This window comes from Klebsiella sp. C360 (assembly GCF_048822415.1).
In the GTDB taxonomy this organism is placed as follows: Bacteria; Pseudomonadota; Gammaproteobacteria; order Enterobacterales; family Enterobacteriaceae; genus Klebsiella; species Klebsiella quasipneumoniae.
The window spans coordinates 19,206-39,516 of sequence record NZ_JBMEZZ010000002.1 but is presented as its reverse complement, the minus strand read 5'-3'; the positions used below and the strand labels follow the sequence as shown (position 1 = coordinate 39,516).

Here is a 20,311-nt window from a genome sequence, read left to right as displayed (position 1 = left end):
ACGCAAAAAAGGCCGCAAACGCGGCCTTTTTGATGTCAACGCTATCGCTTACGCATAAACCGGGAAGCGGGCGCAGATATCCAGGACTTTGCCTTTCACGCGCTCAATGACCGCGTCGTCATTGATATTGTCCAGCACGTCACACATCCAGCCAGCCAGCTCTTTGACTTCCGCTTCTTTAAAGCCGCGGCGAGTCACCGCCGGAGAACCGATACGGATACCGGAGGTTACGAACGGGCTCTTCGGATCGTTCGGCACGCTGTTTTTGTTGACGGTGATGTTGGCGCGGCCCAGGGCAGCGTCAGCTTCTTTACCGGTCAGGTTTTTATCCACCAGGTCCAGCAGGAACAGATGGTTCTCAGTACCGCCAGACACCACTTTGTAGCCGCGGTTCAGGAACACTTCCACCATTGCTTTGGCGTTTTTCGCAACCTGCTGCTGGTAAACTTTAAACTCTGGCTCCATCGCTTCTTTCAGCGCCACCGCTTTCGCTGCGATAACGTGCATCAGCGGGCCGCCCTGCGCGCTTGGGAATACCGCAGAGTTCAGTTTCTTGTACAGCTCTTCGCTACCGCCTTTCGCCAGGATCAGGCCGCCGCGCGGACCCGCCAGGGTTTTGTGGGTGGTGGTGGTCACGACGTGAGCATGCGGAACCGGGTTCGGATACACGCCAGCGGCAATCAGGCCTGCCACGTGCGCCATGTCGACAAACAGGTATGCGCCGATGCTGTCAGCGATTTCACGCATTTTTGCCCAGTCAACGATACCGGAGTAAGCGGAGAAACCACCGATGATCATCTTCGGTTTATGTTCCTGTGCCTGCTTCGCCATGTCGTCATAGTCAATTTTGCCGGACTCATCAATACCGTAAGGGATGATGTTGTACAGTTTGCCGGAGAAGTTAACCGGAGAGCCGTGAGTCAGGTGGCCGCCCTGCGCCAGGTTCATCCCCAGCACGGTATCGCCCGGCTGCAGCAGCGCGGTGTAGACGGCAAAGTTAGCCTGGGAGCCGGAGTGCGGCTGGACGTTAGCATAGTCAGCGCCGAACAGCTCTTTCGCGCGGTCGATAGCCAGCTGCTCAACCACGTCGACATATTCGCAGCCGCCGTAGTAACGCTTGCCCGGATATCCTTCAGCATATTTGTTGGTCAGCTGAGAGCCCTGCGCCTGCATCACGCGCGGACTGGTGTAGTTTTCGGAGGCGATCAGTTCTATGTGCTCTTCCTGACGTACTTTTTCCTGCTCCATAGCCTGCCACAGTTCGGCATCATAATCGGCAATGTTCATTTCACGCTTTAACATCCGCATCTCCTGACTCAGCTAACAATAAAATTTCGGCCTAAAAAGGCGGTCCGATTGGACAACGGCCCACAGTATAACCGAATCATTCTGTGATAACAGGTCTTGACAAAGGATTTTACGCAAACGTTTGGCTCCGCATGACACAAGGCTTTGAGCAATAACGCCTCTCTCAGTATCAACGGATTTCTTTTCAGGATTGTGATGCAAATTCTTCATGTTGTAACTGCAACGGCGGAAAGTGTTAAAGAACCATTTACAACGCAGGGTTATTTCCTTAAGATGCATTTAAAATACATCATTAAGGTAACACACAAGGAAGCACGCTATGCTCGACGCTCAAACCATCGCTACGGTCAAAGCCACCATCCCCCTGCTGGTAGAGACTGGACCAAAATTAACCGCCCATTTCTACGATCGTATGTTTGCGCATAACCCGGAGCTCAAAGAGATCTTCAATATGAGCAACCAGCGCAACGGCGACCAGCGAGAAGCGTTGTTCAACGCCATTGCCGCCTACGCCAGCAATATCGATAACCTGCCCGCCCTGCTGCCGGCGGTGGAAAAAATCGCCCAGAAACACACCAGTTTCCAGATCAAACCGGAGCAGTACAACATCGTGGGCAGCCATCTGCTGGCGACCCTCGATGAAATGTTCAGCCCGGGTCAGGAAGTCCTTGATGCCTGGGGGAAAGCTTACGGCGTGCTGGCGAACGTCTTTATCGGCCGCGAAGCCGAGATCTATCAGCAAAACGCCAGTAAAACCGGCGGCTGGGAAGGGACCCGCGCGTTCCGCATCGTGAAGAAAACCCCGCGCAGCCAGCTTATCACCAGCTTTGAGCTCGAGCCTGTCGACGGCCAGCCGGTCGCCGATTACCAGCCTGGCCAGTATCTGGCCATCTGGCTGAAGCCGGAAGATTTCGAATATCAGGAAATTCGCCAGTACTCCCTGACCCGCAAAGCGGACGGCAAGGGCTACCGCATCGCGGTTAAACGCGAAGAAGGCGGCCAGGTTTCCAGCTGGCTGCATAACCATGCCAGCGAAGGCGATGTGGTCTATCTGGCGGCGCCGGCCGGGGACTTCTTCCTTAACGTTGAGCCGCAGACGCCGGTCACTCTGCTCTCCGGCGGCGTCGGGCAAACGCCGATGCTGGCGATGCTGGATGCGCTGGCGAAGAGCCGCCATCAGGGTCAGGTGAACTGGTTCCATGCGGCGGAAAATGGCGACGTGCACGCCTTCGCGGATGAAGTGCAGGCGCTCGGCGCGGCGCTGCCGGCGTTTACCGCTCACGTCTGGTATCGCAACCCGAGCGAGGCCGACCGTCAGGCAGGACGTTTTGATAGCGAAGGTTTGATGGATTTAGCGGCGGTGGCGGAAACCCTTCGCGACCCGCAGATGCAGTTCTATCTCTGCGGCCCGGTGGCGTTTATGCAGTATGCGGCGCAGCAGCTGGTGGCGCAGGGGGTGAATAAAGACAACATTCATTACGAATGCTTCGGGCCGCATAAGGTGCTGTAAGCCCCGACGACGCGGGGATTTGTAGGCCGGGTAAGCGCAGCGCCACCCGGCAATACTGCAGCGAGCGGCGAGCGTTAAATCGCCGCGTCGTCTTCTTCGCCGGTACGGATACGAATCACGCGCGCGACATCAAAGACAAAGATTTTACCGTCACCGATTTTGCCGGTCTGCGCGGTACGGATGATGGTATCCACACAGGTATCGACGATATCGTCGGTCACCACGATTTCAATTTTCACTTTCGGCAGAAAATCCACCATATACTCCGCGCCGCGGTAGAGTTCGGTGTGCCCTTTCTGGCGGCCAAAGCCTTTCACTTCCGTTACCGTCATCCCGGTGATGCCGACTTCGGCCAGCGCTTCACGCACGTCATCCAGTTTGAAAGGTTTAATAATCGCATCAATCTTTTTCATGGTGTTCCTGTCTTAGTCGCGTAACCGGTTGCTTACCGTATCATAACTTGCGCTATGTTGCGGAGCTACTCTTTAAAGTCGTTGGCGTCGAGCTCATGGCGCGACAGCAGCTTATAGAATTCAGTGCGGTTGCGTCCAGCCATCCGCGCGGCATGGGTGACGTTGCCCCTAGTAATCTGCAGCAGCTTGCGCAGGTAGTTCAGCTCAAACTGATTGCGCGCCTCCACGAAGGTCGGCAGGGCGGTGTTCTCGCCCTCCAGCGCCTGCTCCACCAGCGCATCGCCGATCACCGGCGACGAGGTCAGGGCCACGCACTGCTCTATCACGTTCACCAGCTGGCGCACATTGCCCGGCCAGTTGGCGGCCATCAGCCGCTTCATCGCATCGCTGGAAAACGCCCGTACGAACGGCTTATGGCGATCGGCGGACTGACGCAGCAGATGGTTGGCCAACAGCGGAATATCTTCCGTGCGTTCGGAGAGCGGCGGGATCTTCAGGTTAACCACATTGAGGCGATAGAACAGATCTTCGCGAAACTCGCCGCGGGCCATCGCCTTCGGCAGGTCGCGGTGGGTGGCGGAGATGATCCGCACGTTGATCTCGATATCGCGGTTGCTGCCGAGCGGGCGTACCTTACGCTCCTGCAGGACGCGCAGCAGCTTCACCTGCAGGGCGACCGGCATATCGCCAATCTCATCGAGAAACAGCGTACCGCCTTCGGCGGCCTGGAATAACCCTTCGCGGTTGCTGACCGCGCCGGTAAAGGCGCCCCGCGCATGGCCGAACAGTTCGGACTCGAGCAGCTGTTCCGGCAGCGCGCCGCAGTTAATCGCCACGAACGGCTTGTCATGACGCGGGCTGGCGTTGTGGATCGCCTGGGCGACTATCTCCTTCCCGGTCCCGCTCTGGCCGTTAATCAGCACGCTAACGTCGGATTGCGCCACCATCCCGGCCTGCTCGAGCAGGCGCAGCATCAGCGGGCTGCGGGTGACAATGGCCTGACGCCAGGCTTCGTCGGTGGCTGGCGAGCGCTGCTCCAGCGCCTCATCAATGGCTTGATACAAGGCGTCTTTATCAACCGGCTTAGTCAGGAAGCTGAAGACGCCCTGCTGGGTGGCCGCCACCGCGTCGGGGATCGAGCCATGGGCGGTGAGAATGATCACCGGCATGCCGGGCTGCCCCTTCTGGATCTCACTGAACAGCTGCAGACCGTCCATTTCATCCATCCGCAGATCGCTAATCACCAGATCCATCTTCTCACGCCCCAGCACGCGCAGCGCTTCCGGGCCGCTCTCGGCGGTGACCACGCTATAGCCTTCGCTGACCAAGCGCATGCCCAGCAGCTTCAGCAGCCCCGGATCGTCATCCACCAGCAGCAAACGCGCCGGTTTACGGATCGTCATGGATCACCTCCGGCACTTTTTCGCTGCCGAAATTGCCGCCCGGCTTGCGGCTGGAGAGCTGGCGTTCAATATCGGTCAGATTCTCCAGCTTACGGGTGGTCAGCTCCAGCTGTTCGCGCAGCGACTGCTCCTGCTGGCGCAACGTCTCCAGCTCGCTATCGCTGGACTGCTGAAGCTTCGCGTAGCGGGCTCGCTCCTCCACCAGCTGCAGCTGACGGGTCTGCCCGTCGCGCCAGAGCTGATACAGCGGGCGGACCTGAACGGCGATTTGCGGGCTGAAGGTGTCGAGACGCGCCACCAGCTCGCGGCGCTCGTCAGGGGTAATTTTGGCATCGGCAAGCAGAATGCCGCGGCGGAACGCGTCCTGCCAGCTGTCGTCGGTATGGCGTTTCGCCTCCGCTCGCGCCTGCGCCGGCGCGAGACGATCGGCGCAGTCAATGCCCCGCAGCCAGTAGAGGGGGTTTTTGTCGCTGGCATCGCTGCTGTGCGCCCAGATATCGGCGCAGTCCACCGCGACAAAATCGGCCACCTGATGCTGCGCCTGCCCGGGGGCGGCGGCACCTTCCGCACTATGCGGCGAGAAGCCGGCGGAACACCCCGCCAGCGTCAGACAAGCAATGCCTGAGAGCAGCCATCCGCTAAGGGAACGGCGCCAGGCCAGGAATTGGGACATAGTTCCCCGATATCGATTCATTAGTTGGATTATTCCGGCGCTGAGGGAAGCGTAATGCGAAAACAGACCTGCCCGGCGGGGGCGTCAACCAGACTGAGCTCCCCTTGCATCTGACGGACGCAGTCGCGGGCGATGCTTAACCCCAGCCCACTGCCTTTCACGGCCCCTTTACGCTGGTGACTCCCCTGGTAAAAGGGCTCAAAAATCATATTCTTTTCCGCGGCCGGGATCGGTTCGCCGCTGTTGGCGACATCAATACGCACCTGCTCTCCGTGCCGGTAGCTATGGATACGAATGTTACCGGATTCAGCGCCATAGTGCACCGCATTGGAGTAGAGATTATCCATTACGCTTATCAATAGCGCAGGCTCTGCCAGACAATGCCGCGCCCGCAGCGCCAGCTCGGTATGCATCAGTTTAGCCCGCGCGGGCAAACTGTGCGCCGCCACGACGTTTTCCACCAGCTCCACCAGGTCCACTTCTTCCCGGGCTACCGGGCCGTCGGCCTGTTTGCGGTTGTAGTCCAGCAGCTGTTCAATCAGCTTTTGCAGGTTGCGGCTGCTGCTGTCGAGGATCTCGACGATCTCCTGCTGCTCCGGCGTCAGCGGCCCGGCGACACGGTCGGCCAACAGCTCGGTGCCTTCACGCATACTGGCCAGCGGGGTTTTCAGCTCATGCGACAGATGGCGAAGAAACTGATGCCGCTGCGACTCCAGCCATGCCAGGCGCTCGCTGAGCCAGATAATGCGCTTGCCCACCGAGCGCAGCTCGCGCGGGCCGGTAAACAATGCCGCGTCGTCCAGCGATTTCCCAGCCCCCAGCTGGTTGATCATTCTTTCGATGCCTTTCACCGGGCCGATGATCATGCGGGTAAAAAGCAGCACCAGCGCCAGGCTCAGCAGAAACAGCACCAGCGCCTGCCAGCCGAAAAACTGGCCGCGCTCGGCAATCTCCTGCTGCAGCTGCTGGCCGCGGGAATAGACCACCGCCCGGGTCGCCTGGACCATGTCGCTGTTATTACTGGCGAACACTTCCAGTCTGGCGGCTGCCTGGGCGTCGGGGCCGCTGTTGTTACACTGCAGCTGCGCCAGATCGCTGACATCCTGGCGCAGCGCCTGCCAGAGCTTCTCGTCCGGCAGCACGCCGGCGTGCGCGTCCAGCATCTGGCTGTAGCGCTGCCGCTGGTTTTGATAGACGCGCGCCAGCGTCGGATCGTCCAGCACGCAGTACTGGCGATAGCTGCGCTCCATCTCCAGCGCGGCATTGATCATCGCCTCGCTGCGGCGGGCATCGACCAGCGTAGTGCGGTTGATATGCGCCGCCTGGGCGCTGAGGGCATTGAGGCTCTGCCAGGCCTGCCAGGCCAGCACCAGCAACGGCAGCAGGATCAGCACAAAGGAGAGCGTCACCAGCTGACGCAGCGAACGGGGAAAAAGAGAGAGTCGCTTCAAGGGTGTGGTCTCAATCATTAGCTCTGGTCGATGCTAACTGAGGAGCGCGGCGGAGAAAAGCGATACCCGTCGCCACGGCGCCGCAGAAACAACAAAGCCAGGCGCAAGGCCTGGCTTTGTTGAGAAATGAGGCGGTGCCTTACTCGACGTTTCGCCCGATGTCTGATAAAGCCAGGCTGTTATCAGGAGTTGGACGGCAGGCACCTGTTTGTGCGTCATTCGAAGTTTATGTAGCGCGTCCCGAAGGGGCTGACATAAGAAGGTGAATGAGCCACTGGTTAATATTATGCATGAACTATGCCATCTTTCAAAACATTTTATTAACACGTTGATATATATGACTTTCACCATAAAATCCAACCATTCCAGCGCTGTATACTTTTTATCCATGATGTCGCCGATTAGCGACACTAAATATGCCCCAGGTTACTCATCATTTAAATCAATAACTTAAGTGTCGCCTTTTGACGACACCGCAATATGCCAGTTGTCGGTGATTCCCGACACCCTGGCGTGCCGACCGTCACAGATAAAAAAAGCCCCCTGCCTGAGCAGGGGGCTGATACGTTCGCGTGGCACGCTTCGGGAAGATTAACCCAGCTGTTTACGCGCGTTGCGGAAGATACGCATCCACGGGCTGTCTTCGCCCCAGTTTTCCGGGTGCCAGGAGTTGCTTACGGTGCGGAAGACGCGTTCCGGGTGCGGCATCATGATGGTCGCGCGCCCGCTTTCGCTGGTCACCGCGGTGATACCGTTCGGGGAACCGTTCGGGTTCGCCGGATAGGTTTCGGTCACTTTGCCGAAGTTATCCACGAAGCGCAGCGCCACCAGACCTTTGCTCTCCAGCTGGGCCAGATGCGCGCTGTCGCGCACTTCCACCTGACCTTCGCCGTGGGAGACGGCAATCGGCATCCGCGAGCCAACCATGCCTTCCAGCAGCAGAGACGGGCTTTGCGTCACTTCCACCAGGCTGAAGCGCGCTTCAAAGCGGTCAGACTGGTTGCGCACAAAGCGCGGCCACAGGTCGCTGCCCGGGATCAGCTCGCGCAGGTTGGACATCATCTGACAGCCGTTGCACACGCCGAGCGCCAGGGTCTGCGGACGATGGAAGAAGGTCGCGAACTCATCGCGCACGCGCTCGTTGAACAGAATCGACTTCGCCCAGCCTTCGCCTGCCCCCAGCACGTCGCCGTAGGAGAAGCCGCCGCAGGCCACCAGGGCATGGAAATCGCCCAGACCGGTGCGGCCCGCCAGCAGGTCGCTCATATGCACGTCGATGGCGTCAAAGCCGGCGCGATGGAAGGCTGCCGCCATTTCAACGTGAGAGTTCACCCCCTGCTCGCGCAGGACGGCCACTTTCGGACGCGCGCCGGTGGCAATGTACGGCGCGGCGACGTCGTCATTAATATCAAACGAGAGCTTCACATTAAGGCCCGGATCGGCGTCGTTGGCTTTCGCCTCATGCTCCTGATCGGCGCAGGCCGGGTTGTCGCGCAGACGCTGCATCTGCCAGGTGGTTTCCGCCCACCACATGCGCAGGGTGGTGCGGCTTTCGCTAAACACCGTCTGACCGCTGGCGGTCAGCACGAAGCGATCGCCCTCGACCGCTTTACCGAGGTAATGCACGCAGTCCGCCAGGCCGTTAACCGCCAGAATGGCTTCCACTGCCTCACGGTCTGCGGCGCGGACCTGAATCACCGCCCCCAGCTCTTCGTTGAACAGCGCCGCCAGACGGTCGTCGCCCAGCGCGGCGATATCCGCTTCCAGTCCACAGTGGCCGGTAAAGGCCATTTCCGCCAGGGTAACCAGCAGGCCGCCGTCGGAGCGGTCGTGGTAGGCCAGCAATTTACGCTGCGCCACCAGGGCCTGCATCGCATCCCAGAAGCCTTTCAGTTGCGCGACATCGCGCACGTCAGCCGGCTTGTCGCCGAGCTGGCGATAGACCTGCGCCAGCGCCGTCGCGCCCAGCGCGTTGTGCCCTTTACCGAGGTCGATCAGCAGCAGGGCGTTATCTTCCGTCGAGAGCTGCGGCGTGACGGTATGACGAACATCTTCGACACGGGCGAAGGCGGAGATCACCAGCGACAGCGGAGAGGTCATCTCACGCTGCTCGCTGCCTTCCTGCCAGCGGGTTTTCATCGACATTGAGTCTTTGCCGACCGGAATGGTCAGGCCCAGCGCCGGGCACAGCTCTTCGCCCACCGCTTTCACCGCCTCATACAGACCCGCGTCTTCGCCCGGGTGGCCGGCGGCGGCCATCCAGTTAGCCGACAGCTTCACGCGGTTCAGCTCGCCAATCTGCGTGGCGGCGATATTGGTCAGCGCTTCGCCAACCGCCAAACGGCCGGAGGCGGCGAAGTCCAGCAGAGCAACCGGGGCGCGCTCGCCCATCGCCATCGCTTCGCCGTAGTAGCTGTCGAGGCTGGCGGTGGTGACCGCGCAGTTGGCCACCGGGATCTGCCACGGGCCGACCATCTGGTCGCGGGCGACCATGCCGGTCACGGTGCGGTCGCCGATGGTCACGAGGAAGGTTTTCTCGGCCACCGTCGGCAGGTGCAGAACGCGATTAACCGCATCGGCGATGGTAATCGGTTGGCGATCCAGCGCGCTGCCCTGGGCTTTCAGGGTCTGCACGTCGCGGGTCATTTTTGGCGTTTTGCCAAGCAGGACGTCCAGCGGCAGATCGATCGGCTGATCGTTAAAGTGGCTGTCGCTCAGGCTCAGGTGCTGCTCGGCGGTGGCTTCGCCGATAACCGCATAAGGCGCGCGCTCGCGGCGGCACAGCTCGTCGAACAGCGGCAGTTGCTCCGGGGCGACCGCCAGGACATAACGTTCCTGCGATTCGTTACACCAGATCTCCAGCGGGCTCATGCCTGGCTCATCGCTCAGGATATCGCGCAGCTGGAATTTACCGCCGCGGCCGCCGTCGCTGACCAGCTCCGGCATGGCATTGGAGAGACCGCCGGCGCCGACGTCGTGGATAAACAGGATCGGGTTGGCGTCGCCCAGCTGCCAGCAGCGGTCGATCACTTCCTGACAGCGACGCTCCATTTCCGGGTTGTCACGCTGGACGGAGGCGAAATCGAGGTCAGCATCGGACTGGCCGGAGGCCATGGAAGACGCCGCGCCGCCGCCGAGGCCGATGTTCATCGCCGGACCGCCCAGCACGATCAGCTTCGCGCCGACGGTAATCTCGCCCTTCTGCACGTGCTCGCCGCGGATGTTGCCGATACCGCCGGCCAGCATGATTGGTTTGTGGTAGCCGCGCAGCTCTTCACCGTTATGGCTGGTGACTTTCTCTTCATAGGTGCGGAAGTAGCCGTTCAGCGCCGGTCGACCAAATTCGTTGTTAAACGCCGCGCCGCCCAGCGGGCCTTCGGTCATGATGTCCAGGGCGGTGACGATGCGATCCGGCTTGCCGAAATCTTCTTCCCACGGCTGTTCGAAGCCCGGGATGCGCAGGTTGGAAACCGAGAAGCCCACCAGGCCCGCTTTCGGCTTCGCGCCGCGGCCGGTGGCGCCTTCATCGCGGATTTCGCCGCCGGAGCCGGTTGCCGCGCCCGGCCATGGGGAGATGGCCGTCGGGTGGTTATGGGTTTCCACCTTCATCAGAATGTGCGCCGGCTCCTGATGGAAGTCATAGCGTCCGGTCTGGTGGTCGGCAAAATAGCGCCCCACTTCAGACCCTTCCATCACCGCGGCGTTGTCTTTATAGGCCGACAGGACGTAGTCCGGCGTTTTTTCGAAGGTGTTTTTGATCATTTTGAACAGCGACTTCGGCTGCTGTTCGCCGTCGATGATCCAGTCGGCGTTGAAAATTTTGTGACGACAGTGCTCTGAGTTCGCCTGGGCGAACATATACAGCTCGATATCGTTCGGATTGCGTCCCAGACGGGTAAAGGCGTCCTGCAGGTAGTCAATTTCGTCATCTGCCAGCGCTAGCCCCAAACGGAGGTTGGCGTCAATCAGCGCCTGACGCCCTTCGCCCAACAGGTCAACGCTGGTCACCGGCGTCGGCTGATGGTGTGCGAACAGCTTTTCGCCCGCTTCCAGCGCGTCGAAGACGCTCTCCATCATGCGGTCGTGCAGTTCCGCCGCCACCGCGGCCCACTGCGCTTCGGTCAGGGTCGAGGCTTCAACATAATACGCCACGCCGCGCTCCAGACGCACAACCTGAGCCAGGCCGCAGTTATGGGCGATATCGGTAGCTTTAGAAGACCAGGGAGAGATGGTGCCAGGGCGAGGGGTCACGAGCAGTAATTTACCGGTCGGGGTATGGCTGTTTAAGCTCGGGCCATACTTAAGCAGTCGCGCCAGGCGCTCGCGATCGTCAGCGCTTAGCGGGGCGTTCAGATCGGCAAAATGAATATACTCGGCATATATGGCGCTTACCGGAAGGTTGGCCGCCTGAAATCGTGCCAGCAGTTTATTAATACGGAATGCCGACAGTGCAGGTGAACCACGCAAAATTTCCATCATAAGTCTCTCGTCTTCGAAGCTTTCAGGGTGAGCCAGGGGGGGAAACGGGCGTCATTATAGTGAATCCTGCGCCCCGACGAAACCGTTTGCGTAGAAATAAAATCATTGATGCTGTTTATCAATAAATGTGACGTCCATCGCGAATAAGTTGCCAACTGGCGCATTCTTAAGCAGAATGCCGCTCATTCGACGACAACCTTGCGTTTTTTCCGGACATCGCCTGCTGAGGAACCTGAAGCTGCAGAAGATTAACGCGCTGAAAAAATTAAAGATTAATTATCTGCTCATCGGCATTGTCACCCTTTTGCTGGCGGCTGCCCTGTGGCCGTCGATCCCCTGGTCCGGTAAACCGGAGAACCGGGTGGCGGGCATTATCGCTCGCGGCGAGCTACGCATCAGCACCATCAACTCGCCGATGACCTTCGCCACCATGAACAATAAAACCTTCGGCCTGGACTACGAACTGGCGAAGCAGTTTGCCGATTACCTCGGCGTGACGCTTAAGATAACCGTCCGCCAGAACATCAGCCAGCTGTTTGACGACCTCGACGACGGTCAGGCCGATATGCTGGCCGCCGGGCTGGTCTATAACCAGGAGCGGGTGAAAAACTACCAGGCCGGCCCTGGCTACTACTCCGTTTCCCAACAGCTGGTCTATCGCGTCGGCAATACCCGGCCGCGCAGCCTCGCGGCGCTGACCGCCGAGCAGCTCGCCATCGCCCCGGGTCACGTGGCGATCAACGACCTGCAGGTACTGAAAGCGGAGAAATACCCGGATCTTGCCTGGCGCGTGGACGAAAAGCGCGGCACCACCGCGCTGATGCAGGCGGTGATTGACGGCAAACTCGATTACACCATCGCCGACTCGGTGGCCGTCAGCCTGTTCCAGCGCGTCCATCCGGAGCTGGCGGTAGCCCTCGATATCACCGACGAACAGCCGGTCACCTGGTTCAGCGCCCGGGACGACGATAATTCGCTGTCGGCGGCGATGCTTGATTTCTTCAACAATATTAATGAAGACGGCACCCTGGCGCGCCTGGAAGAGAAGTACCTCGGCCACGGCAACGATTTCGATTATGTCGATACCCGCACCTTCCTGCGCGCGGTGGAAAACATTCTTCCGGAGGTGCAGCCGCTGTTTGAAAAGTACGCCCGCGAGATCGACTGGCGCCTGCTGGCCGCCATCGCCTGGCAGGAATCCCACTGGGATCCGCAGGCCACCTCGCCTACCGGCGTGCGCGGCATGATGATGCTTACGCGTAATACGGCGCAGAGTCTGGGGCTGACTGACCGGACCGATGCGGCGCAGAGTATCGACGGCGGTATGCGCTATCTCCAGGATATGATGGATAAAGTGCCGGATTCGATCCCGAAAGATGAACGCATCTGGTTTGCGCTGGCCGCTTACAATATGGGCTATGCCCATATGCTGGACGCCATGGCGCTCACCCGCAAACAGAAAGGCAATCCCAACAGCTGGGCAGACGTTAAGCTGCGTTTACCCCTGCTGAGCCAGAAACCCTATTACAGCAAACTTAAATACGGCTATGCCCGCGGCCATGAGGCCTACGCCTATGTGGAAAACATCCGCAAATATCAGATAAGCCTTGTCGGCTATTTGTCAGAAAAGGAGCGCCAGCAGCAGCAAACGCTGGCCCTGGCGGAGGATTACCCGGCGGTGCTCCCCAATGAGCTCGAACAGCCGCAGGAGACCACCCTGCCCTTTTTCAAGTTTCGCGCCGATAAACAGATGGATAATGCCCGGATGAAACTCCCCGGCCACCTGTATTAACTTTCCCCGTTCTGCTCCCGGGCTTTCTTCAGCGCTTTTTTCTCTTCCCGCCGCCAGCGGAAGAAGTCGCTCAGCATGGCAGAGCAGGATCCCGCCAGCACGCCTTCGCTAATCTCGACCCGATGGTTCATTCCCGGGTGGTGCAGAACATCCATCAGCGAGCCGGCGGCGCCGGTCTTGGCATCCCTGGCGCCAAACACCAGGCGGGCGATACGGCTGTGCACCATCGCGCCCGCGCACATCACGCAGGGCTCGAGGGTCACGTACAGCGTGGCGTCGATCAGGCGATAGTTTTGCAGCACCAGCCCGCCCTGGCGTAAGGCCATAATTTCCGCATGGGCGGTGGGGTCGTGACGGCCTATCGGCCGGTTCCAGCCCTCGCCAATGACCTGATTGTTATGCACCAGCACCGCGCCCACCGGCACCTCGCCCTCTTCCCAGGCGCGCTTCGCCAGCGTCAGGGCATGACGCATCCAGTATTCATCATTGAGTTCGAGGTCAGACACAGCGGCCACTCCAGCAGAAAAAGCGGGGCGCATTATACATGGGAGCTATCAATTACACACTATTACTCCAGTTGCTGCAGCTCTCCCTGCGGGGTGACCCGCCAGCGATGCTGGCAAAAGCCGAGCAATGGGTTATCCTGCTCGCTATCGCTATAGCCGCTATACAGCTGCAGCGGAGCGCCAATCTTTTTCTCCAGCTGCACCACCTTTTCATGGCCCAGGCAGCGCAGGGTCAATACCCAGCCGCCCCAGCGGCGCGCGGTGCGGCTGGCTATCAGATTCACCCGCGGCAGCCAGAGGGTATCGCGATAGACCTGTTCCACCAGCGACTGCGGCGAGCCGGTGATCAACCAGACGTCGGCATCGGTACTGGTCAGGTAGGCCGTCAGCCGCGCATGAACCACCGGAAACGCCGTCACATGATGACGAAACCAGCCGACAAACTCCGCTTCCAGCCGCTTCAGTACCGCCTCGCGACGGCCAAAGGTTGACGCCCACAGCAGCAGGCTCATCGGCCAGCGCGCCGCCCGCCCGCACACCGCCAGCCCGGCAAGGATCGCCGGCCCCATCGCCACCACCAGCAGCAGGTTCAGCGGCAGATGGCGCAGCAGGTAGCGCAGAAAACTGCCGAACATATCCTGTTGATGCAAGGTTCCGTCCAGATCGAAAAACACCACTCTCCGTTCACTGTGCTGCAAACTGCCTCCTTCTCTCAGGATTCGCTTCTCGTTAGGGTAAGCTTAACAGTCTTATGCCATGAAGAGGGAAAACATCCCTGCCGTTAAGGAAGAATTAAATTAGCAGGCGAAGGAAAAATTGTGGCTTATGAATTTTTAATTCGTGGTATACCCCTTATAATCGAATAAAAATTCTGTCAGTCACGAGCCGGACGGCTCCAGCGGAGCTCCAATGAACTGTTTAACGCGTATTCGTCAGCGCTATCCCACCCTGGCGGCGAGCGACAAAAAGTTGGCCGATTTTATTCTGAGCCAACCCGATGACACCCGGCACCTCAGCTCGCAACAGCTGGCGGTGGAAGCCGGTGTGAGTCAGTCCAGCGTGGTTAAATTTGCCCAGAAACTGGGGTTCAAAGGCTTTCCGGCGCTGAAGCTGGCGCTGAGTGAAGCGCTGGCCAGCAGCCCGGATCCGCACTCCGTTCCGGTACATAACCACATTCGCGGTGACGACCCGCTGCGTCTGGTGGGCGAGAAACTCATTAAAGACAATGTCGCCGCCATGCATGCCTCGCTGGACGTCAACACTGAAGAGACGCTGCGGGAAGCCGTCACGCTGCTGCGCAACGCCCGGCGGGTGATCGTCACCGGGATTGGCGCGTCCGGCCTGGTAGCGCGTAACTTTAGCTGGAAGCTGATGAAGATCGGCGTTAATGCTGTTTCGGAGCAGGATATGCACGCCCTGCTGGCGACGGTGCAGGCCATGTCCAGCGACGATCTGCTGCTGGCGATCTCTTACTCCGGCGAGCGTCGGGAGATCAATATGGCGGCCGGTGAAGCGCTGCGCGTGGGCTCCAGGATCCTGGCGATCACCGGCTTTAGCCCTAACGCCCTGCAGCAGCAGGCGACCCACTGCCTGTACACCATCGCCGAAGAGCAGGCGACGCGCAGCGCGGCCATCTCTTCCACCAGCGCGCAAATGATGCTCACCGACCTGCTGTTTATGGGGCTGGTGCAGCAGGATCTGGAGCGGGCGCCGGAGCGCATTCGCCATAGCGAAGCGCTGGTGAAAAAGCTGGTCTGAGCAGAAAATGGGCGTATAATGCCCGCCCTGTTTGTGTTGTTTCTGAGATTTTCCTGATGGCGCTGTTAATTACCAAAAAATGCATCAACTGCGATATGTGCGAGCCGGAGTGCCCCAATGAGGCCATTTCGATGGGTGACAGCATTTATGAAATTAACAGCGACCGCTGCACCGAATGCGTGGGCCATTACGACACGCCCACCTGCCAGAAGGTGTGCCCGATCCCAAATACCATTCTGAAAGATCCGGCACACGTCGAGAATGAAGAACAGCTGTGGGATAAATTCGTCCTGATGCACCACACGGATAAAATTTAACCGCTTCCCGGCTTAGCTTTCGACAATCACCGTGGCGCAGGCGTAATGGCGCTCATCGGCGAGCGTGACATGAATATGGCTCACCCCCAGTCGTTCCGCCAGCCGTTGCGCCTCACCCCATAGCCGCAGCTTCGGCTTGCCCAGCTCATCGTTGTAAACTTCGAACTGATTAAAGGCCAACCCGTTGCGGATCCCGGTCCCCAGCGCTTTCGCCGCCGCTTCCTTGACCGCAAAGCGTTTCGCCAGGAAACGCACCGGCTGCTGGTGCTGCTCCCAGATGCTCCATTCATGGTCGCTCAGCACCCGGCGGGCAAGGCGATCGCCGCTGCGGGCGATCACCGCCTCGATGCGGGCGATCTCGACGATGTCGGTACCCAGCCCGAGGATGGCCATTAGCCGCGCGCTTCCAGCATCAGACGTTTCATTTCCGCCACCGCCTCTTTCAGGCCGCTCATTACCGCCCGACCAATAATCGCGTGGCCGATATTCAGCTCATGCATTTCCGGCAGCGCAGCAATCGCTTTCACGTTGTGATAGGTCAGACCGTGACCCGCATTGACCTTCAGGCCGAGGCTGGCGGCGTAAGTGGCCGCTTTGGCAATACGTTCCAGCTCCTTCGCCTGCTCGGCGTCGGTTTTAGCATCGGCATAGCAGCCGGTGTGGATTTCGATATAGGGCGCGCCAACGTCAGCTGCCGCTTTGATCTGCGCTTCATCCGCATCGATAAACAGGGAGACCTGGATGCCAGCATCCGCCAGGCGTTGACAGGCATCACGCATCTTGTCGCGCTGGCCGGCCACGTCCAGTCCGCCTTCGGTGGTCACTTCCTGACGCTTCTCCGGCACCAGGCAGCAGAAATGCGGTTTGGTTTCGCAGGCGATCGTCAGCATCTCTTCGGTGACCGCCATTTCAAGGTTCATGCGGGTGTGCAGCGTCTGGCGCAGGATACGCACATCGCGATCGGTGATATGGCGGCGGTCTTCGCGCAGATGCACGGTTATGCCGTCGGCGCCGGCCTGTTCGGCAATGAAAGCCGCCTGAACCGGATCCGGGTAAGCGGTGCCGCGGGCGTTACGCAAGGTCGCGATATGGTCAATATTGACCCCTAACAGTAATTCAGCCATGACAATCCTCGTTAATCATTATTCGTATTATCCGCTCGCGCCTTTCGCGCGGGCATAAACTGGCGAAACAATTCCCGGCTCTTGAGCGGTTTGCCGCCGAGATAGGGCTTCAGGGCGATACGGGTAAAGCGCTTCGCGGCGCGCAACGTATCAACATCAGGAAACTCGCGACTCGCCAACGCTTTCAAATGGTGCCCGGTAAACGTGTTGTTATCAATCACCAGGCTGGCAATAAAGCCTTTTTCTTCGCGATAGCGGTAGGTCATGGTGTCGTCCACCGGCTCGCCGCTCCCGGCACAGTGGAGAAAATCCACGCCATAGCCCAGGTGTCCGAGCAGCGCCAGCTCAAAGCGCCGCAGCGCAGGCTCCGGCGAGCCGCTGGCCCCGGCGAGCGCCTGAATGCAGTGCAGATAGTCAAAAAAGAGTTCGGAGAAGCGCGTTTCGTGCTCAAGCACACGGGAGATAAGCTCGTTAACGTAAAGACCGCTGTAGAGGGTGATGCCGCTGAGCGGCAGCGCCAGCGAGACAGCTTCCGCGCTGCGCAGGGTTTTGACTTCGCCGCGGCCGCCGAAGCGAACCAGCAAGGGGGTAAAGGGCTGTAAAGCGCCTTTAAGATTCGAGCGTTTGGAGCGTGCGCCCTTGGCAACCAGGCGCACGCGACCGGATTCTTCCGTGAAGACGTCCAGCATCAGGCTGGTTTCGCTCCACGGTCGGCTATGCAGGACAAAGGCGCGCTGCCATCCATCCACGTTGCGTTAACTCAGAGGTCGTCAACATAACCGAGACTGCGCAGGGCGCGCTCGTCATCGGCCCAGCCGGATTTCACTTTGACCCACAGCTCGAGGTGGACCGGCGCTTCAAACATCTCCTGCATGTCCTTACGCGCTTCGATGCCGATGGTTTTGATTTTGGCGCCTTTGTTGCCAATCACCATCTTCTTCTGCCCTTCACGCTCGACAAGGATCAGGCCGTTGATGTCGTAACCGCCACGCTCGTTGGTCACGAAACGTTCGATTTCCACGGTGACGGAGTACGGTAGCTCAGCGCCGAGGAAACGCATCAGTTTTTCACGGATGATTTCGGAAGCCATAAAGCGCTGAGAACGATCGGTAATATAATCTTCCGGGAAGTGGTGGATCGCTTCCGGCAGATGCTTACGCACGATCGACGCGATGGTGTCGACGTTGGTCCCCGTTTCCGCCGACATCGGCACGATATCGAGGAAGTTCATCTGGCTGGCGAGGAACTGCAGATGCGGTAACAGATCCGCTTTTTCCTGCACGTTATCCACTTTGTTGACCGCGAGGATCACCGGCGCTTTCGCGTCGCGCAGCTTGTTGAGCACCATCTCGTCGTCCTGCGTCCAGCGGGTGCCTTCCACCACGAAGATGACCAGCTCAACATCGCCAATAGAGCTGCTGGCCGCTTTGTTCATTAAGCGGTTAATGGCGCGCTTTTCTTCCATATGCAGGCCCGGAGTATCGACGTAAATCGCCTGATACGGCCCTTCGGTATGGATGCCGACGATGCGGTGACGGGTAGTCTGCGCTTTACGGGAGGTGATCGAGATCTTCTGCCCAAGCAGCTTATTCAACAGCGTGGATTTGCCAACGTTTGGACGACCCACGATAGCGACAAACCCACAATAACTTTTTTCTTCGCTCATTCCAGCTCCAGCTTTTTCAGCGCCTGTTCGGCGGCAGCCTGCTCCGCCTTACGACGGCTGGAACCTGTGCCAACCACCGGTTCACTCAGGCCACTGACCTGGCAGTGGATAGTAAATTCCTGATCGTGCGCTTCGCCGCGCACCTGGACTACCAGGTAGGACGGCAGCGGCAGATGACGACCCTGCAGATACTCCTGCAGACGCGTCTTCGGATCCTTTTGCTTATCGCCCGGGCTGATTTCGTCCAGACGAGTCTGGTACCAGGAGAGGATTAAGCGTTCAACGTTCTGAATATCACTGTCGAGGAAAACCCCGCCAATTAACGCTTCAACGGTGTCCGCGAGAATCGATTCACGACGGAAACCGCCGCTTTTCAGTTCGCCCGGCCCGAGGCGCAAGCATTCGCCCAGTTCAAACTCGCGGGCGATTTCCGCCAGCGTGTTGCCGCGCACCAGCGTCGCGCGCATACGGCTCATGTCGCCTTCATCCACGCGAGGAAAGCGATGATACAGCGCATTAGCGATCACGAAACTTAAAATGGAGTCGCCTAAAAATTCCAGGCGCTCATTATGTTTGCTGCTGGCACTGCGGTGAGTTAATGCCTGTTGCAACAGCTCCTGATGATGAAAAGTGTAGCCCAGCTTTCGTTGAAGCCGATTAATTACGATGGGGTTCATGCGTTACCAATAAATGAATGCGTCAAAGATGCAGCACACGAAACCGACCTGAGCATACGCTTCAAACAGTAAGTTGAAACAGACCAATACGCTTTCGTGTGCAGTGTCACCCGGCAGAGCGACAACCAAAAACTTCGGGGGGATATTCTATACGCAACGACACGGGATGTCGTTAGTTTGAATGGATTTAAATACTAAATAATTCGCGCCGCTGCGATAACAGCAGCGGCGTGAATTCAGCAGATGAAATTAATGAATTCCACCAATGCGCGATAACCGCACGCCGGTCGGCCATTCACCTTCCTGCTTTTCAAAACTCATCCAGATAGCGGTGGCCTTCCCGACCAGGTTTGCTTCCGGCACAAAGCCCCAGTAACGGCTGTCGGCGCTGTTATCCCGGTTGTCGCCCATCATGAAGTACTGACCCGGCGGCACAATCCAGGTGGCCAGCGGCAGACCGCTCTGATGGTAATACATGCCAGCCTGATCCTGAGCAATCGGCACCATCAGAATACGATGCGTGACGTCGCCCAGCGTCTCCTGACGCTCGGTGAGGCGAATGCCGTCGGCTTTGGTTTCGCCCTTCGGCAGCTGCCAGAAACCGCTGCTCGCTTCGCCGCCGTTGCTGCGGGAGAAGGTCTGAACGAAATCGCTCGGCTCCACGTTGGAGTAAGTCACCGGCAGCGCGTTGCCGCAGGCCTGTCCGGAGCTGCAGCCCGGCTGAATAGTGACCTGCTTGGCAATCGGATCGTAGGTGACTTTATCCCCCGGGAGCCCCACCGCGCGCTTGATGTAGTCCAGGCGCGGGTCTTCCGGATATTTAAACACCACGATGTCGCCGCGCTTCGGATGACCCGTCTCGATCAGCGTTTTCTGGTAGATAGGATCTTTAATGCCGTAGGCAAATTTCTCCACCAGGATGAAATCGCCAATCAGCAGAGTCGGCATCATCGAACCTGACGGGATCTGGAACGGCTCATAAATGAATGAACGTACCACCAGAACGATCGCCAGCACCGGGAAAACCGATGCGCCGGTTTCCAGCCAGCCCGGTTTCGGGCCGACTTTCTTCAACGTCTTTTTGTCCAGCTGCTCGCCGGTCGCTGCCTGAGCAGCGGCCTGACGCTCACGACGTTTCGGTGCAAAAATGAACTTGTCCAGGCACCATAAAACGCCCGTCACCAGGGTTGCAATCACCAGGATCAGGGCAAACATGTTCGCCATGCCAACTCCT

General features: G+C 59.1%; 18 protein-coding genes. 4 read left to right on the top strand and 14 right to left on the bottom strand.

Going from position 1 to position 20,311, the window contains the following annotated elements; all coding sequences use genetic code 11:
* Nucleotides 1–48: 48 nt before the first annotated feature.
* Entirely contained in the window at nucleotides 49–1,302 is a 1,254-nt protein-coding gene (glyA, locus tag ACOI7D_RS06095) for a serine hydroxymethyltransferase (protein WP_002914027.1), read from the bottom strand.
* Nucleotides 1,303–1,627: 325 nt separating this feature from the next.
* On the opposite strand from glyA, the gene hmpA reads away from it, so the two are divergent.
* The gene (hmpA, locus tag ACOI7D_RS06090) at nucleotides 1,628–2,818 is read left to right on the top strand and encodes an NO-inducible flavohemoprotein (RefSeq protein WP_109547049.1); all 1,191 of its coding nucleotides are present in this window, start codon (nucleotides 1,628–1,630) and stop codon (nucleotides 2,816–2,818) included.
* Between the two features lie 74 nt (nucleotides 2,819–2,892).
* Here hmpA and glnB read toward each other — a convergent pair whose 3' ends face one another.
* The 5 genes from glnB to purL form a co-directional block, all read right to left on the bottom strand.
* Nucleotides 2,893–3,231, bottom strand: a complete 339-nt coding sequence (gene glnB / locus ACOI7D_RS06085) for a nitrogen regulatory protein P-II (protein ID WP_002914032.1) — start codon at nucleotides 3,229–3,231, stop codon at nucleotides 2,893–2,895.
* A 65-nt stretch (nucleotides 3,232–3,296) separates the two neighbouring features.
* Nucleotides 3,297–4,634: a two-component system response regulator GlrR gene (glrR, locus tag ACOI7D_RS06080; RefSeq protein WP_048298025.1), complete on the bottom strand. Its 1,338-nt coding sequence runs from the start codon at nucleotides 4,632–4,634 to the stop codon at nucleotides 3,297–3,299.
* Nucleotides 4,621–5,307, bottom strand: a complete 687-nt coding sequence (gene qseG, locus ACOI7D_RS06075; protein ID WP_049013880.1) for a two-component system QseEF-associated lipoprotein QseG — start codon at nucleotides 5,305–5,307, stop codon at nucleotides 4,621–4,623. The genes glrR and qseG overlap by 14 nt, the downstream gene beginning before the upstream one ends.
* Before the next feature lie 29 nt (nucleotides 5,308–5,336).
* On the bottom strand, nucleotides 5,337–6,758 hold the full coding sequence (locus ACOI7D_RS06070; protein ID WP_086075121.1) for a sensor histidine kinase: 1,422 nt from the start codon (nucleotides 6,756–6,758) through the stop codon (nucleotides 5,337–5,339).
* Between the two features lie 591 nt (nucleotides 6,759–7,349).
* Complete coding sequence (gene purL, locus ACOI7D_RS06065; RefSeq protein ID WP_023290661.1) at nucleotides 7,350–11,237, bottom strand: phosphoribosylformylglycinamidine synthase; 3,888 nt, start codon at nucleotides 11,235–11,237, stop codon at nucleotides 7,350–7,352.
* Between the two features lie 175 nt (nucleotides 11,238–11,412).
* Between purL and mltF the strand changes: the two genes are divergently transcribed.
* Nucleotides 11,413–13,029 (top strand): membrane-bound lytic murein transglycosylase MltF, encoded by a 1,617-nt coding sequence (mltF, locus tag ACOI7D_RS06060; RefSeq protein ID WP_032453733.1) that lies wholly within the window; start codon nucleotides 11,413–11,415, stop codon nucleotides 13,027–13,029.
* On the opposite strand, the gene tadA is transcribed toward mltF, so the two are convergent.
* Together tadA and yfhb are read right to left on the bottom strand one after the other, a co-directional pair.
* The gene (gene tadA, locus ACOI7D_RS06055; RefSeq protein ID WP_023290663.1) at nucleotides 13,026–13,535 is read right to left on the bottom strand and encodes a tRNA adenosine(34) deaminase TadA; all 510 of its coding nucleotides are present in this window, start codon (nucleotides 13,533–13,535) and stop codon (nucleotides 13,026–13,028) included. The genes mltF and tadA overlap by 4 nt on opposite strands.
* Nucleotides 13,536–13,597: 62 nt before the next feature.
* Nucleotides 13,598–14,233 carry a phosphatidylglycerophosphatase C gene (gene yfhb, locus ACOI7D_RS06050; protein WP_017900418.1) on the bottom strand — a complete coding sequence of 212 codons (636 nt, stop codon included), beginning with the start codon at nucleotides 14,231–14,233 and terminating at the stop codon, nucleotides 13,598–13,600.
* Between the two features lie 211 nt (nucleotides 14,234–14,444).
* On the opposite strand from yfhb, the gene ACOI7D_RS06045 reads away from it, so the two are divergent.
* Both ACOI7D_RS06045 and ACOI7D_RS06040 read left to right on the top strand, forming a co-directional pair.
* Nucleotides 14,445–15,293, top strand: coding sequence for a MurR/RpiR family transcriptional regulator (locus ACOI7D_RS06045; protein ID WP_023290664.1), 849 nt, complete (start codon nucleotides 14,445–14,447; stop codon nucleotides 15,291–15,293).
* A 56-nt stretch (nucleotides 15,294–15,349) separates the two neighbouring features.
* Nucleotides 15,350–15,610: a YfhL family 4Fe-4S dicluster ferredoxin gene (locus tag ACOI7D_RS06040; protein WP_109547048.1), complete on the top strand. Its 261-nt coding sequence runs from the start codon at nucleotides 15,350–15,352 to the stop codon at nucleotides 15,608–15,610.
* A gap of 12 nt (nucleotides 15,611–15,622) precedes the next feature.
* On the opposite strand, the gene acpS is transcribed toward ACOI7D_RS06040, so the two are convergent.
* From acpS to lepB, 6 genes are all read right to left on the bottom strand, one after another.
* Entirely contained in the window at nucleotides 15,623–16,003 is a 381-nt protein-coding gene (gene acpS / locus ACOI7D_RS06035; protein ID WP_004201835.1) for a holo-ACP synthase, read from the bottom strand.
* The gene (gene pdxJ / locus ACOI7D_RS06030; protein WP_023290666.1) at nucleotides 16,003–16,734 is read right to left on the bottom strand and encodes a pyridoxine 5'-phosphate synthase; all 732 of its coding nucleotides are present in this window, start codon (nucleotides 16,732–16,734) and stop codon (nucleotides 16,003–16,005) included. The genes acpS and pdxJ overlap by 1 nt, the downstream gene beginning before the upstream one ends.
* Before the next feature lie 11 nt (nucleotides 16,735–16,745).
* Nucleotides 16,746–17,483, bottom strand: a complete 738-nt coding sequence (recO, locus tag ACOI7D_RS06025) for a DNA repair protein RecO (protein WP_002914062.1) — start codon at nucleotides 17,481–17,483, stop codon at nucleotides 16,746–16,748.
* An 11-nt stretch (nucleotides 17,484–17,494) separates the two neighbouring features.
* A complete protein-coding gene (gene era / locus ACOI7D_RS06020; protein WP_023290667.1) occupies nucleotides 17,495–18,400 on the bottom strand; it encodes a GTPase Era in 906 nt (301 codons plus the stop codon).
* Entirely contained in the window at nucleotides 18,397–19,077 is a 681-nt protein-coding gene (gene rnc, locus ACOI7D_RS06015; protein WP_002914065.1) for a ribonuclease III, read from the bottom strand. The genes era and rnc overlap by 4 nt, the downstream gene beginning before the upstream one ends.
* 249 nt (nucleotides 19,078–19,326) lie before the next feature.
* Nucleotides 19,327–20,301, bottom strand: coding sequence for a signal peptidase I (gene lepB, locus ACOI7D_RS06010; protein ID WP_004201827.1), 975 nt, complete (start codon nucleotides 20,299–20,301; stop codon nucleotides 19,327–19,329).
* Nucleotides 20,302–20,311: the final 10 nt, after the last annotated feature.